The following is a 16,227-nucleotide window of genomic DNA, read 5'->3' on the forward strand; positions in this document are numbered from 1 at the left end:
CTATCAGGTTAGAATGTAATGTTGGCACCTACGACAACCTGGCGGGCACGCGGAAATGCCGAGTAATCGACATTGGGCGTCAACGGCGTCGAACGGCGCGTATCGACCTCGGGATCGTAACCGCTGTAATCGGTCAGGCAGAACAGATTGGTGCCCGTCACATAGACGCGGAAACGCGACATGCCGATCTTCTTGGTCCACTTCTCGGGCAAGGTGTAACCTACCGTGACGTTCGACAGGCGCAGGAACGAAGCGTCCTCCAAAGCCCAGTCGGTCATCACGCCGCGCGTGATATTGACCGGCGTCCATATTTTGGCATTCGCATTGGCAGCGCGCAGCGCGTCGATATCGTTGAGCAACGTCGTACCGGTCTGCTTGTCGATGTAGGTAAAGCGATCGCGCATGATGCCGAGGTGGTTACCGTAACGCCGGGTGTTGAACGTCGAGGTAAACTCGATCTTGTTGGCGTTGTAAACCTTGTTGCCGATGCTGTAGTTGAAGTAAGCGGCCACGTCGACTCCGTAGAACGTCGCGGAGAGGTTGAAACCGCCGGTAACGGTCGGCTGCACGCAACCCAGCACTTCGCGGTCGGAAGAATCGATCTTGCCGTCGCCGTTCAGGTCGCGGATCTTCATGGCGCCGGGCATCGGCGAACCGCCGTAAGGCAACGACTCTACGCCGTCCTTGGGCGTCCAGGTAGCCGTACCGGAATCGGGATCGTACGTATAGTTGAAATCATCGACCGTATAAAAACCGTCGCAACGGTAACCGTAAACCTGGCCGATGGGCTTGCCCACCTCGACGAGGTAATCGCCGACACCGCTGATGGTCGACTCCCAACCCGAACCCTGCAACATGGTCTGGGCATAACCCAGAGCGTCGACACGGTTCTTATTATAGGAAAGGTTGGCGCTCAACAAGAGACGGAAGTTCTTCTTGTCGACCAACACACCGTCGAGGACGACCTCGACGCCTCGGTTGGAGGTCTTGCCGATGTTCTGGAACTGCGAGCTGAAACCCGACGAAGCGGGGATCGAAGCACCGATGAGCAAGTCCTTGGTGGTGTTCCAATAAACATCGACGCTACCCGACAAGCGGTTGTTGAAGAAACCGAAGTCGACACCGAGGTTGCGGGTAACGGTGGTCTCCCACTTCAACTCGGGGTTGGGCAATGCCGACGAAGGAGTCATGATCGCCTGCTCGACGCCGTTGATACCGTACATCTTGGGAGGCGACGACACGGAATAAACATAACGGTAGAGGTCGTTGGAAATGCGGTTGTTACCCGAAGCACCGAACGAGAAACGCAACTTGAGGTTCGAAAGCCATTCCTCCGAACTCTTCATGAACTCCTCCTGCGAAATACGCCAAGCGACGGCAGCCGAGGGGAAGTAACCCCACTGATTGCCGGGTGCGAACTTCGACGAACCATCGGCACGCAACGAAGCAGTCAAGATATAACGATCGTCGAACGAATAATTCACACGACCGAAGAACGAAGCCATGTTGTTGGGCGTGCCGACGCTCGTGCTGATCGGACGCGGCGTACCGAGGTCCATATTGGCCAGAGCGACTTCGCGCGTAGTGGACTTGGGGAAGTAACGAGCCTCGACCTTCAACGAATTGGAGACGCTCGACACGACCTCCTGACCGACCATGACCGTGAGGTCGTGCTTCTCGGCGAACGTATTGGCATAGGTCATCGTATTGGCGATACGCCACTGGTAGGAATCTTTCTTCTCCTTCATGGCCAGCGGAGCGAGGTTGTTCTTGCGGGCGTTCGAAGTAGCCAGACCGTAGAACGTGTCGTTCTTCTCGTCGTAAAGCTCGATGCCCCACTCGGAACGGAACGTCAGCCCCTTGATGATCTCCCAGTTCAACGCGGCATTGTAAGTCTGACGCTGGCGCACGGACTTCTTATACTCGTCGTTGGTCATGTCCACGGGGTTCAAGAACTCGGCGGAGTTGGAGACGAGCATTTCTTCGAGGTAATCGTCGCCCTCGGGCAACATCTCGGAAATACCGGCCGTAGGCATGTAACGCACGGCATGCTTCAGACGGGCCACCGAAGAACCGCCCTCGGTCGAAGTACCTGCGCCGATGACCGACGTATAGGAATAACGTGCGGTCAGATCGAACGTCAGGCCTTTGGCGATCTGGCCGTTGATCTTGGCATTGAGGTTGTTGCGCATGAACCCGGAACCGATCATGATGCTCTCGTCGTCCATGTGCGTGAGACCGATATTATATTTGACCTTCTCGGAACCGCCGGTAATCGAAGCGTTGTAGTTCTGGGTAAAACCCGTACGCCCGAAGATCTCGCGCTGCCAGTTGGTCGTCTTCATGTTCTTGTACAACTCCAAGTCGCCGTAAGCACCATAATAACGCATGAACGACGTATCGTCGTTCCAAGTGCTCGACTTGTAATTGGCCAACTCGTACTGCGACATGACATATTCATAGGAATCGAGCACGTCGAGTTCGTTGGCCAGCTCCTTCCAACCGAGGTAGACGTTCAACGAAACCGAGGTCTTGCCCTCCTTGCCCGACTTGGTAGTGACGATCACGACGCCGTTGGCACCGCGCGCACCGTAGATAGCCGTAGCCGAAGCGTCCTTCAAGACGTCGATCGACTGGATGTCGCCGGGAGCGATATCGTTGATGGTCGAAACGGGAAAGCCGTCGACGATGAACAAGGGCGAGTTGTCCTGGGTAATCGAACCGCCGCCGCGCACGCGCACCTTGATCTCGGCGTCGGGACCGCCCTCGGAGGTGGTTACCTGGACACCGGCCATACGGCCCGTGATGGCCTCGGCAGCCGACGATACGGGCATCGCCTCAAGCACCTTCGAACTCACGGACGAAACCGAACCGGTCAGGTCGCTGCGCTTCTGAACGCCGTAACCGACCACGACCACTTCATCCATGACGTTCGTCGACTCGCTCAAGAAAATTTCGTAAGCGGTCTTCGACGGCATCAGGTCGACGAGCTGATCGTCGTAACCGATGTAGGAAACTCTCAGCTGCTTCGCATCGGCCGGCACGCTGATCGTGAAGTCTCCGTCCAGTCCGGTGGAGACACCGACCGTCGTACCCACGACCACGACCGTAGCCGCGAGCACCGGCCCTTGCGAATCTTTAACGACACCGGAGATCGTACGCGACTGCGCGTACCCCCCCCCATGCGTCAAAGCGACAAATGCCAAAACAAGCACTACGCGACGTAGCGCCCATCTGGCGAACGAGTAAAAGCTCTCTGTCATAGTTTAAGGTTTTATAAATAGGTTAAGTGTTTTTTAGCTTATAACAAAAGTAAACATAGTTGCACCGATCGGACTGTAAATTTTATCACTTCTCATGTAAAAAATGACATCTCCGCCCGAAGCAACATCCGGGCAAAGCAAGCGAACACGAACTGCAACCGACTGACAACAAGCCGGTTCCGCCCATACACGCACCACAAAAAAATCAACGAAGCCGGCCACACAGCCGATCGTATTCCATCGAAGCCCAGATGAACGGGCCGACGCCCTTGCAATCGTTCTCGATGATCGGCTCGGAAATGTAATAGTCGAACGAACCGTCGCGCATGTCCTTGCCGCCGAGACCGGCCACGGCGCAACAGTCGATGATGGAGATCGTGCCATCGGAATTCTCGCGCACGAAACGCTCGACGAAACGCTCGTAGAGGCGCATGGCTTCGGACTGCATCGCAGCGGGAAGATACCCCAGGCGCACGCCCTTCAACATGGCATAGACGAACATGATCGATCCGGTAGCTTCGAGGTAGTTGCCCTCGCGGCCAGGCTGGTCGAGCACCTGGTACCACATGCCGGTCTGGGGATCGGCGAACTTGGGAAGCACCTCATAGATATGGTTGAGAATATCGACCATGGGCTGCGTAGTCTCGTCGACGCCGAGGTATTGCAGCGTCTCGACGAGGCCCATGGCATACCACCCCATCGCGCGGCCCCAAGCATGGGGCGTCTGTCCGGTAGTCTTGTCGCACCAGAACTGCTCGCGCGCGACGTCGCAGGCATGGCGGTAAAGCCCCGTGGCGGGATCGTAGGTATGTTTGCCCACCAATACGAACTGGCTGACGATGTCGGATTTCAACTTCCGGAACGACTCGCTGCCGCCCATTTTTTTCACGGCATACTCGGCATAGAACGGCTCGGCCATGTAGAGACCGTCGAGCCACATCTGATGGGGATAGACCTGCTTGTGCCAGAAACCGCCGTCATCGTTGCGGGGATGCTCCTGCAACTGCCGGAAAAGCGTGTCGAGCACTTGGGCATAGCGCGCCTCGCCGGTACGTTCGGCGATGATGAAAAGAGGGCGGCCGGGGCAAACATGATCAAGGTTGTACTTCTCTTTCTTGTAGGTAATGACCGAAGCGTCGGGCCGCACGATGGTGTCATAGTAGCGCAGGGCATAGTCGTAGAAATCGGAACGCCCGTAAGCATTGGCGGCATCGATCATGGCCAACAATTCCAGACCGGTAGTATAATTCCATTTTATCTTGCCCTCGGGAATGCCATCGAGCGTCGCGGGCGACGGATGACGGGCGATTTCGCTCTCGACCATCCGTACGGCCAAAGACTCGTTCCCGTTGAGGAGCGACCGGCGCCCCGAGCAGGCAACGGAGAGCGCCAACAATGCGAAGCCTGCGAAGAATAAGGTTCGTTTCATCTTATTTTGGTTCTTGGTTTTGTTTCAGATTATGGGTTCGGAGATATTCGGCGGGCGACATGCTGAACTGCTCGCGGAAACAACGGCTGAAGTAACCGGGATCGGAGAAGCCGACCTTATAAGCGACCTCCGAGACGGAGAACTGCCCCGTGCGCAGCAACATCTTGGCTTTGGTAATACGATACTCCTTCAGAAGCTCGACGGGCGACTTGCCCGTGAGGCTCTTGAGCTTGTTATACATAGTGGTGCGGCCCAGACCGAGATGCGCAGCCAACTGGTCGATCGTGAGATCGGAATTTTCGATGTTCTTGCTCAACCAAGACATCACATTCTTGATGAACTCCTCGTCGCGGTCGGTTACCACGACATCCTCCACGGTCAACTCGGCGACCTTGTTGCGCGCCGACTGCGACGAGAACTTCTCGAAGAGCTTGCGCCGCTGGGTCAACAGATTGTCGATGCGCGCCAACAGCAACTCGATGCTGAAAGGCTTGGTAATGTAACCGTCGGCGCCGAACTCCATGGCCTTCAACCGGTCGTCGGGCGAATGCTTGGCCGTGAGCATGACGATAGGGATGTGACTCATCGAGAAGTCGTGGCGAATCTTGTCGATCAACTCGATACCATCCATGCGGGGCATCATCAAATCGGTAACCACGATATCGGGCATCTGGCTGCGGATCTTCTCCAACGCTTCGACGCCGTCGTCGGCCTCGATGACGGCATAGGTGTCTATCAAGCTGTTATAGATGAAGACCCGCAACTCGGGATTGTCCTCCACGAGGAGAATCTTCTGCGCATCCTTGGGCGGCTGCACATCGGTGCGGCGCTGGCTGTCGACCGACGTGAAGTCGCTGACCATATAATCGGCCTTGCCGTCGCGGTCGGAGTCTCCCGAGAAGTCGATCTGCTCCATGCCGAAGTGCGCGTTGCCCGTCTTAAAGCGCACGGTAAAGGCCGAACCCTCGCCGGGCCGGCTCTCGACCGAAATATCGCCGTGGTGCAGCGTCATGATGTCCCGACAGAGCGAAAGCCCGATGCCGGAACCCTTCATGTGGGAATCGACGGCCCGCGAAGCCTGCACGAACCGCTCGAAAATGACACTCAACTTGTCGCGCGGAATGCCGATGCCGGTGTCACGCACGGTAAGCGTGACGCACTCCTCGGCATCGCGCTGGGCGATGATGACCTCGATCTTGCCGCCGGAAGGGGTAAACTTCAAGGCGTTGGACAGCAAGTTGTAGATCACGCTCTCGATCCGCTCGATGTCGACCCACACGAGGATCGAACGCCGCGAAACGGTAAACAACAAATCGATATGCCGCTCGGAAGCCATTTCGCGGAAATCGTCGAGCGCATCCTCGACCACAGGCACCAAATCGACGCGCGAAATCTTCAACTCCATCTTGTCCTTGACAATCTTGCGGAAGTCGAGCAACTGGTTGATAAGCGTGAGCATGCGCTTGGCATTGCGGTAAGCCAACGTAAGGCTGCTCCTGCCTCGCGGCGAAAGCTGATCGTGGCGCTGCACGTCCTCGATACCGCCTAAAATCAAGGTAATGGGCGTTCGCAACTCATGCGAGACATTGGTAAAGAACCGCAACTTCAGATCGGTCAAATCCTGCTCGACCTTGGCATCCCGGCGGATACGCAGGACGGAATCGGCCACGCGCCAGGCGGCATAGATGCCCCCGGCCGCCAAAAGCAGATACAACAACTTGGCCCACCAAGTCAGCCACACGGGCGGACGCACGACAATATCGATCGCGATGCCTTGGTCGGCGGCATCGACATTGCCGGCGAACGCCTTGACGAGCAAGCGGTAATTGCCGACGGGAAGTTTCGAATAGGAAGCGTCGTTGGTATTGCCTGCGAGGATCCAATCGGAATCGTAACCCTCCAACTTGTACATATAACCGACCGCATGCTGAATGGCATGGTTCAACGAAGCGAACGAAAGTCGGAAATTGGAAAAATCATACGGCAACACGATCTTGTCGCTCTCGGTAACGGAGACGGCAAGCGGCGCCCCAGCCCCCGAAACGACGGGCTTGTTGAGTACCTCAAGCTCGGTAAAACTCAATCGATAGTCGATCTTCGCATCGCGCATCTTCGCCGGATCGAAGCGATAGAGGTTGCGCCCGCCGCCGAAAACGACATGGCCGTCGGCCGAAGCGGCCGCCGTAGCCTCGCTGAAGATGACGTTGCGCATGTTGTCGTAGAGATTATAATTATGGAAAATCTCCCTCCGGGGGTCGAACCGCGACACGGCATTGTGGGTAGCGACCCACAAATCGCCCGCGGCATCTTCGGTAACAGCCATGCAGATGTTGCCGGGCAGCCCCCGCGAACGGTCATAGCTGACGAAGCGCGGAACGCCCGCATCATCGTAACCGACGATGAGATTCAACCCACCGCCATAAGTAGCCAGCCAGACGCGTCCCTGCGTATCCTTGTACAAATGGATGATGTCGTTGTTGCCTAACGAAGCCGCATCGCCGGGAATCTTCTGCGCAAGCCGGAACTTCATCCTCTTGACGTTCTCCGAAGGATCGAACACCAACAACCCGTCGACCGTGGCGGCCAACATCCTGTCCGGCCCGTCGGACAACAACCACCGCACGCGCCATGCCTCGTCGATGGGATAGTTTTTCAGACAATTGCCCGCATGGACGAAACGTCCCTGCTCGGAGTCTTCCAACAGATTGATGCCGCCACCGTAGGTGGCGACCCAGATGCGCCCCGAAGCATCCTCCTCGACGGAATAAACCTGGTCGTTGTTCAACGACCAAGCATCCGCATCGGAATGGACGTAACGCCGCTGCCGAAAACCGGAACCGTCGGGAGTCAGGCAGAGCAGTCCTGCCCCTTTGGTACCGATCCAAATCCGGCCGCGGGAATCCTCCTTGAGAGCATAGATCATTCCGGGCGACGAAGGCAGTTTGAAAACGGGACTCCACGCGGCATCGTAGGCGATCAACTCGCCGTCGCGCGTACCGACCCACATGCGGCCGCAGCGATCTTTCATCAAAGCCCGGATTTCGCCCATCAACTCCGCCGCCCCGCCGCCCGAATCGGGCAGCGGAAAGACCTCGGCCGGCTGGCGCAAAACCACGGCCCGGCGCAAACCGCGCTCGTAATAAGTCGAAAGCCACAACACGTCGTCGTGCACGTCGAAGCACACGACGGCGTTGGTCATCTGACAATCGGGACGCTTGGGATCGTTGAAAAACGGCTCGATGCGATCGTTTTCCCTGTCATAGTAACCGAAACCGTAATTGTTCATCTTGACCCAAAGGCGCCCGCCGCCCTCGGCGATATGGGTCAACGTATCGATGTTATAGGAAACCGTATAAGGCTCCTGCTCGAAGTGCTTGTAATCGTGCGTAGCAGGATTGTAACGCGTGATGCCGGTAGCGGGCGTGGTAACCCACACGACGCCATGCGAATCGACATCGAGTTTGCGGATGCGCGAAAGCCGGGCGCCCTTGGGCGACAACAGCACGAGCCGGTCGTCGGAGACCCGATACAACTCGCCGGTGCGACCGCCTACGTAGACCCTCCGATTAACCTTATCGAGAGCCATGCAGGTCAACTCGGCACGCGCACCGGGCAACTCTGCCACGGAAGCGCCATCGCTGCCGATCCGAACGAACGCCGAACGCGAGAGCGCGTAAATACCCTCGCTATCGGCATCGAAAGCAGCAACGGGTTCCCGCATACAGAAAATTCGGCGCACGGAATCGGGAGCCGCGGCAGCAACCAAGTTGATCGACCCGTCCTCGGCGGCGATCCAGGCATTATCCTGCCCGTCGACGAACAATGCGGCGACTTCGCCGCCCAAAGTCTTGGAATCGAAGAGCGCATCGGCTTGCACGGGCGCAGCATCGCCCGAACCGGAAAACCGCACGACGCCCACGCCGGAAATCGACACCCAAGTGCCGCCCCGGCTGTCGTGCCGGCAAAAAAGCGCGCGGTAATGCTTGGAATCGACACCCTCGATCTGTGCGGCCACGTCCTCGAATCGCTCGGTATATCTATTCAACCGGTAGAGGTGCAAATTGTAGGTAAGAAACCACAGATGCCCGTCGGCATCCTCGCTTACCGAGACGAACCGATGGTGGGTCAAAGGAGAATAATCGGCCGGAACGGTGGAAAAGTTCTTGAACGCATACCCATCGAACCGGCTGACGCCATACCAAGTGCAGACCCACACGAATCCGCGCGAATCGGTGTAGATGTCGGCGATACGGTCGTGCGTGAGTCCGTCGAGGGCGGAATAATACTGAAAAAGGCACTGCGGCGCCCCGGAAGCGACCGCATCGGCCATCCGGCAGCACAACACAAAAAAAATCAATGCCAATCGTTTCATTCGCCTATGCAAAATTCCGTCTCAAACAAAGATAGCGAAAATTTATCGGAAATCCGCATTTTTTTCACAAAGGGCGATCGCCCGAGCCGCCTCCTTTTCGGAAAGGCGCACGGCCCACTTCACGCGCGAAGCCTGTGCGGCTCCGGGGCCGGTCGAACCGCATTCGCCATAACGGGCGGTTCGGTGCGCCTGGGGTTTGCCCCAATCATGCCACCCTGCGGGGCGGATATGAGCGCCCAACTCGCAGTCGACAAAGAAAGTCTGCGCATGGTCGCGCCACGGGCGCCCCAGGTAACACTTCGTGACGCCCTCGTCGGCCGTCAAGCGGCAGCCGACGAAGACCAGACCGCACGGCATGCCCTTGCAAGTAGAAGCCGCCGTGATGTAAGAATCGGCTTTAGAATGGATTTCGCAACCGGAGAAAAGCGCGGCAGCAGCCCCGAAAATGAAATCGGTCGTGCCCTCGATATAACAATTCTCGAAACGCACCCAAGTGTTGTCCGGCACGGTATGTCCATCCTGGTTACCTTTTCCGTAGAGGTAGAGGGTGTCCTGATCGCCGAGAAACCGGCAATTCCGGAACACCAGATTGGTGGCGAGCGTCTGCACGGCGACGGCCTGGCCGACACGTCCTGCGACATTGGCGAAGACGATCCCGTCGACCGCCCAGTTGTCGCCGCCGAAATAAACGGTCGACGACCCCGAAGTACCCATCGGCGCACCCGTAACACCGGTTTTGGAGGCATAACCTCCACCGGAAACGGCGGGCATGCCCCGGCCGACGAGCCGCACGTTGCGCTTGGTATAAGGAATGGCGATCTTCTCATCGTAGAGACCCTCGCAAAGGACGATCGTCGTCGTTTTGCCACAAAAATCGGGAACGGCGGCTATGGCCTCGCCGAGCGTGAAGAAATCGCCCGAACCGTCCTTGGCCACGACGAAATCGACCGGACAATAGTGCCTTCCCAACTCGGGAACCTGCTCACGAAGCAGATCCGCCACCATACGGGCAACGACATGCGCCCCGCGGACATTGAGGTGGGTATCGTCCTTACGGCCTGCGGGGCAAAGCGGCGAAGTACCGGGTGCGACCCACATGAAATAATCCCGCGACGCCTCGTCGCCGAGTGCGGCAACCCACTCGCGGGTAAGCGGCTCCATATCCAGAAGCGCGACCTCCTCCTCGGCAGCAATGCGCCGCACGGCGTCGGGATAGCCGGCATGGGTGTCGGTCAACACGCCGTCGACGAAACAACGCCGCACGATGGGTGTCAACAAAATGGGCGTAGCTCCCTTCTGCCGGGTCTCACGAACATAACGCCGCAAATTCTCGGCATATTGCGCCGACGAGGAATAACGGGTCGAATCCTTGATCTTCTGATCGTTATGTCCGAACTGGATGAAAACGTAATCGCCGCTGCGGAGCTGGTCGAAGACTTTAGCCCAGCGACCCTCGGAACGGAACGAGAGCGTGGAACGCCCGTTGGTGGCGTGGTTGTCGACCACGACGAGCGAATCGAACAACGGCTGGAACATGTGCCCCCATCCTCGCTCGGGATTCTGTTTATCAAGGTTTTTGGTGGCACAAGTCGAATCGCCGATCAGAAACACGCGCACAGGCTGGGCCTCAACGCCGCAAGCCAAACAGAGAAAAACTAAAAAAAAGAATAAACGCCTCATGGATAACTAACTAAAAAAGAGGGTGTCACGCATACCGACACCCTCTGATTCGAATATTCGCACTATTGCAGACTGGTGTAACTGCCATCGGCATTCTGGGCCTCGACAATATCCTGCACCAGATAATGAGCATAGACCTCGAAATTGGTATAAAGCTGCTGGGGATCGAGCGTCTTCAAAGCTGCATCGGCAGCATTGGCGGGATCGAGACCGAACAAAGTCTCGTAATAGTCGGGAATGCCGTCGCCGTCGGTATCCTTGATCCGGTCGATCTCCTCCTGGGTGGCCGTGAGCACAGGATAGCCGCCCTTGTCCGAGGGAGAATCGATGATGCCATACCAGCTCTTGTTGCCTCCGGCATTCTCGCCCGACGTGCCGGTGCCGTTCTTCACGTCGGCCAAAACGCGACGGTCGGCCGCATCCTGACGAAGCGAAGCACCGCAATACTGCACCATCCGGTCGAAAGCCCCCTGGGCCGAGTGGGTCGTAACACTGCAAGGCGTGCCGTCGGCCAAAACGGGATAGTTCTTTTCGGCCCACGTCCAAACCGCTACGAAATTAGGCGCCAGGCTCCCCTTGGTCGTACCCCAAGCCATGCCCTGCGTGTTGTCGGCCGTGATGCGCGGGCCGATCTGCTTGTCGCTATCCGACGAAGCGACCGAAGTGTCGAGCACATTGCTGTTGTTACCCAAATAGATATTCGGATTGCCCTCGACCCACTTGCCTTTCTCGGCGAGTTTATTGCCGTCGTAATAAGTATCGGCCACGAAGAACTCCTTGCGTTTTTTGATCACATTGGCGCCGCCCGTAGAAGTCGGGCCGCAACCCAGATACGATGCAGGCCCCCATTTGTAGTAGTTGCCCACGAAATTCATCGTGATGCCCACACCGCCGTAAGCACCGAAGTTGCAGAAGTTGTAAACCACATTGTTGCGGAAATCCAACATGCGATCCGCAGTCTTGATCCCATTGGCCGTAGCATTGGCGTCGGGATCGACCGAATCGCTGTAACGCTCGGGGCCTTCCAGACGCGGGTTGCGCGAGTCGTGGTGGGCCAGAATATTGTGGTGGAACGAAGCCGGAGCACCGCCCCAGATACCGCCGTAACCATGCGAACCCTTACCGTGGTTGCCGTTGCGCAACGATTCATACATCAGGCACCACTGCATGGTCATATTCTTCATGACATAGAACGACGCGCACTCGTCGGAACTCCACGACATGGAGCAATGGTCGAGAATGATATTCTTCCACCCGCGCGAACCGATGGCGTCCAGACCGTCGGCCGCTGCGCCGTCATCTTTGGGGTTGGCTTTCTGGTTGTCGCCCGGACGGAAACGCATATAACGGACAATCACGTTATTCGCCGAAATGGACAACTGCTTGTTGCACAAGCAGACACCCTCCCCCGGAGCGGTCTGGCCCAGGATGGTAATGTTGCCCGTGTTGATCTTGAGATCGGAATTGAGGATGATGTCGCCGGCCACGTCGAACACGACGATGCGCGGCTCCTTGCACTTCTGCACGATCCAACGGATCGATCCCTGGTTGTTCTCGTCGTCCTCAAGCGTAGTGACGTGATAAACCTTACCGCCGCGGCCGCCCGTAGTATACATGCCAGCACCCTCGGCACCGGGGAAAGCACGGATTACTCCGTCCTGCTCGGAGGCGGGGAACTTGAACGCAACCGGAGCACCGGGATCGGGCGTCTCGGTTTCCGAAGCGGTCTTGACCGTCAACTCCTCGGAAAACTCCGAATCGGCGTAGAGTTCCGAATCGCCTGCCAACGCCTGCACAGCGAACCGATATTCGGTGGCGGCCTCCAACTCTCCGATCTCGACCGAAAGTTCGGTCGTCTCGTCGCTCTTGACAACGGTTTGATCAACGACCTTGGTCAAGCGGTAAGCGTATTTCGCAGCACCGGCGACCTTGGCCCACTCCAAGGTAACCGAAGAAACCGCAGCTGCCGTCTGCTGAGGAACGGGCACGTCGAGACCGGCCTTTTCGCTCTGACCGGGCGCCAAAGTTTCGGTCGAGAGATAAGCCGAATACTCCGAAGCGATGCCGCTGGCACCGCAAGCCTGCACGCGGAAACGGTAGGAAGTCGACGCAACAAGCCCCGATACGGTAACCTGGGGTTCGGCGACCGTATTGGTAAAGAGCGTGCGGCCGTCGCCCGTAGTGAACTGATAATGATAATCCTTAGCGCCTTCCACGACGTTCCAGACGAACGACAGCGCACTATCATTGCGCGCCATGCACTTCACATCGGTCGGAACGGCCAGCGCAGCATCGATATCGTCGTCGGAACACCCGGCCACGTCTGTTGCGCAAACCAGCGCAAAAGCAAAAAACAAGATTTTTTTCATGGACATTCAGGTATTGGTTTTTAGGTTTTATTCGAATTCGACGGCCTTAGCAGCCCCTTTGGACAGCGAAGAATTGGCAGCCGTAATTTCGGCAGAGCGGATCACTACATCGCGGTTGCGGCTGCCGGTAGCCGAGAAAGCGCACTTCAAGTCGGCGGGGCACGAGAAATTCTCGGCCCGGAAATCTTTCACGTTGTTGATCATCAAGGCCGGCCCCTTGACGGGAACGACCGTGACGTCGCGCAATACGACATCGGTCGACTCGTTGATCTGAGCACCCGTCGTAGCATAGATCCATGCTTTCTCGACCGTCACGCGCTCGACGTTCATCTCGGGCAAACCGTTGAAATACATAGCCCGACGGGCACCGCGGCACCAGATGTTGCGGATGTGGATGTCGCGGAAAACCGGAGTGGTCTCGTCGACAGGCTTCAGCGCCATGTCGGTAGGTTCGGCGTCATCTCCGTCGGCAAGCGCCTCGGAAGCGGACTTGCCGCCATAGAAAAGGTCGAAAAGCAACGCCTCCTGGGCGATATTGTTCATGGCAATATTTTCGATGTGGATGTTCTCCACCACACCGCCGCGGCCGCGCGTAGACTTGAAACGCAAACCGACATCGGTACCCGAGAACGTACAATTGGACACCAGAACATTCTTCACGCCGCCCGACATTTCGCTGCCGACGACGAAACCGCCGTGGCCGTGGAAGACGATGCAATTATCTACATAGATGTTCTCGCACGGAATGCCGCGGTCGCGTCCGGCCTTGTCTTTGCCGCTCTTGATGCAGATGCCGTCATCGCCGACATCGAGGTTGGAATTGGTCATGATGACATTCTTGCACGACTCGATGTCGATGCCGTCGCCATTCTGGGCGTAGTCGGGACAACGCACCGTAATATTGTTGACGATCAGATTGGTGCACATGGCCGGATGGATGTTCCAACAAGGCGAGTTCTGGAAAGTGACGTCTTCGAGCAGAACGTTTTCGCAATGGTGGATAGCGATCATTACCGGACGCAGGAAATCTTTCATCTTCTCGAAATCCTCACGCGTTTTAGCCCATGTGGAGACATTCTGATCAGAACCCGAAGTAGCACCGAACTTGAAACTCTCCGACGGATACCATGTCTTGCCGTCGTCGGAGAGGATGCCGCCGCTGCGGACTTTGGAGCGCCATTGTCCCTCGGTAAGTTTACCCATCTTGACAGCGCGCCACGCATCGCCGTTTCCGTCGATGACGCCGTGACCCGTGATGGCCACGTTCTTGACGTCTACGGCCGAAATAGGAGACTGGCAACGCCACGTATTCAAGCCCTCGAAAGTGATCTGCACGAGCGGATAGAGCGACTTGTCATCGCTGAAAACGATCATGGCGTTGCGGTCGAGGTGCAGTTCGATGTTATCCTTCAGTACGATAGGACCGGTATACCACACGCCCGCGGGCACAACGACACGACCGCCGCCCTGCTGCGCAAGGGCATCGATCGCTGCGGCGAATGCCTCGGTAGCCAACGTATGGCCGTCGCCCACGCCGCCGAAGTCGGCAACGCTTACCGAGCGTGCGGGAATCGCAGGTCGCGGCACATCGGGCATGTCGAAAGGCATGTCGGCCGGCAAGGCACCGACCCGGGAGGAGGAAGGTGCGCAACATGCGGATGCGAGCGCCGCAAAGGCCAACGGGAACAAGAGATTTCTGAAATTCATAAATTCGTCAATTTATCGGTTTTTGTAATTTTTATCGGTTGAACCATACAAATGTACAACGACGTAATTGAGAGAATTGGGATTTTTTGACGCAATGCAAGGATTTTTCGCCGCCCGCCGCTGCACGACACCGGCTGCCCGTCCTACCGGAAACGCCTAATTCAACCGCTCGACGGTCACTTCTGCATAGGGGCGGCTGCCCGCACGGGCCGTTCGGGGTGCTACGCACTCGGTTTCGAACGTCTGCAAATCGTCGTTCTGCCCATCGTCCCAATCGAGGAAGCCGCTCTTGCGCCACCCCATGACGAACCAATAGTCGATGCGCCCGCCGACAGGACGCAGCTGGCAAAGGTAACTGCCCGCATCGTCGATCTGTGAAACCACCTGCCGGGCCGGCAGCCAGGCGGCCAGGCCGACCGTCTCGCGCTCCCATCTGAGCGTATCGTTCTCGGGAAAGTCGCACCCCACGGTCTGCAACAGATAACTATCGTTGTCGCGCACGATGCGGATTCGGTTGTCGCGAATCTTCATCACGCCGGTAGCCAACTCCAGTTCGTCGACGCCCTCGCCCTCGATGAAATTCTCGACTTTGACGACCGAACCGCCGCCGTAGAGAATATAACGCGAGGTCATGTCGATTTCGCGGCCGCCATAGTTCCACCCCTCGACCCGCATGTCGACCACCGTACGCAAAGGGCCATAGGCCCGGATCGTCGCTTCGCGGCGCCGCATATCGACGATGTGTTCCATACGGCGCTTGACGGGATTCCACCCCTTGAGCGCCCCGATGGAAACCGTGCCGAAGACACGCAGGTTGTCGTGGCCGTAACCGGCGGCGAGCTGCTCGTCGGAGGGATACCACATCGTCTCGCGCAACTCCAGACGCGGCTGTCTCTTGCCGTAGGTGTCGATGCTCTGCTTCTTGTCGAAATAGATGCGGTAAGCTGCGTATTCCGACTCGAAAGCGGGGCCGTGGTGGTGCAACTTGCGGTACATGTCGTCCTTGAGAGAGGAGAGCTGCGATTTTTCAGTCAAGGTCTTGTCGGGATTCTTCCACCACATCTGGGCATTGACCAAGGGCTTGTAATCATGCGCGACCTCCTTGGTCGAATAATCGACCCGCACATCCGCCCGCTCGCCGGGCTGCATATCGACCGGGAAGACCAGTTCGTCGAACACACCATCGCCGTCGAGGTCGTCCAACTGCGACGGAATCTCGGTGCGGCCGTGCCGCGCATCCAACAAATAGACCGTAGCACCCTTGGCCTCGGCAGGAACATCGCGCACGACGGCCCATGTCGGGCCGCTGCCGGAAGAAATCGAGAGCCGATAATGCACCTTGGTGGTTTTTGCGCCCGCAGCGCCGCATGCCATGCACGCCGCCAGCATCAAGAAAAGATGTTTCAT

At 57.5% G+C, this 16,227-nt stretch carries 7 protein-coding genes; all 7 read right to left on the bottom strand.

Annotated elements, in window-relative coordinates:
• Window positions 1-8: 8 nt before the first annotated feature.
• Window positions 9-3,263, bottom strand: a complete 3,255-nt coding sequence (locus QZ298_RS07370) for a TonB-dependent receptor (protein WP_296007449.1) — start codon at window positions 3,261-3,263, stop codon at window positions 9-11.
• A gap of 205 nt (window positions 3,264-3,468) precedes the next feature.
• Window positions 3,469-4,692 carry a glycoside hydrolase family 88 protein gene (locus tag QZ298_RS07375; RefSeq protein WP_296007451.1) on the bottom strand — a complete coding sequence of 408 codons (1,224 nt, stop codon included), beginning with the start codon at window positions 4,690-4,692 and terminating at the stop codon, window positions 3,469-3,471.
• A 1-nt stretch (window position 4,693) separates the two neighbouring features.
• Window positions 4,694-9,064, bottom strand: coding sequence for a two-component regulator propeller domain-containing protein (locus tag QZ298_RS07380; protein WP_296007453.1), 4,371 nt, complete (start codon window positions 9,062-9,064; stop codon window positions 4,694-4,696).
• Window positions 9,065-9,106: 42 nt separating this feature from the next.
• Entirely contained in the window at window positions 9,107-10,708 is a 1,602-nt protein-coding gene (locus QZ298_RS07385) for a pectinesterase family protein (RefSeq protein WP_296007455.1), read from the bottom strand.
• A 98-nt stretch (window positions 10,709-10,806) separates the two neighbouring features.
• A complete protein-coding gene (locus QZ298_RS07390; protein WP_296007457.1) occupies window positions 10,807-13,113 on the bottom strand; it encodes a pectate lyase in 2,307 nt (768 codons plus the stop codon).
• A 27-nt stretch (window positions 13,114-13,140) separates the two neighbouring features.
• Window positions 13,141-14,820 (bottom strand): glycoside hydrolase family 28 protein, encoded by a 1,680-nt coding sequence (locus tag QZ298_RS07395; RefSeq protein WP_296007458.1) that lies wholly within the window; start codon window positions 14,818-14,820, stop codon window positions 13,141-13,143.
• Window positions 14,821-14,976: 156 nt separating this feature from the next.
• A complete protein-coding gene (locus QZ298_RS07400) occupies window positions 14,977-16,227 on the bottom strand; it encodes a DUF4861 family protein (RefSeq protein ID WP_296007460.1) in 1,251 nt (416 codons plus the stop codon).

It is taken from the genome of uncultured Alistipes sp., assembly GCF_910580175.1.
In the GTDB taxonomy this organism is placed as follows: Bacteria; Bacteroidota; Bacteroidia; order Bacteroidales; family Rikenellaceae; genus Alistipes.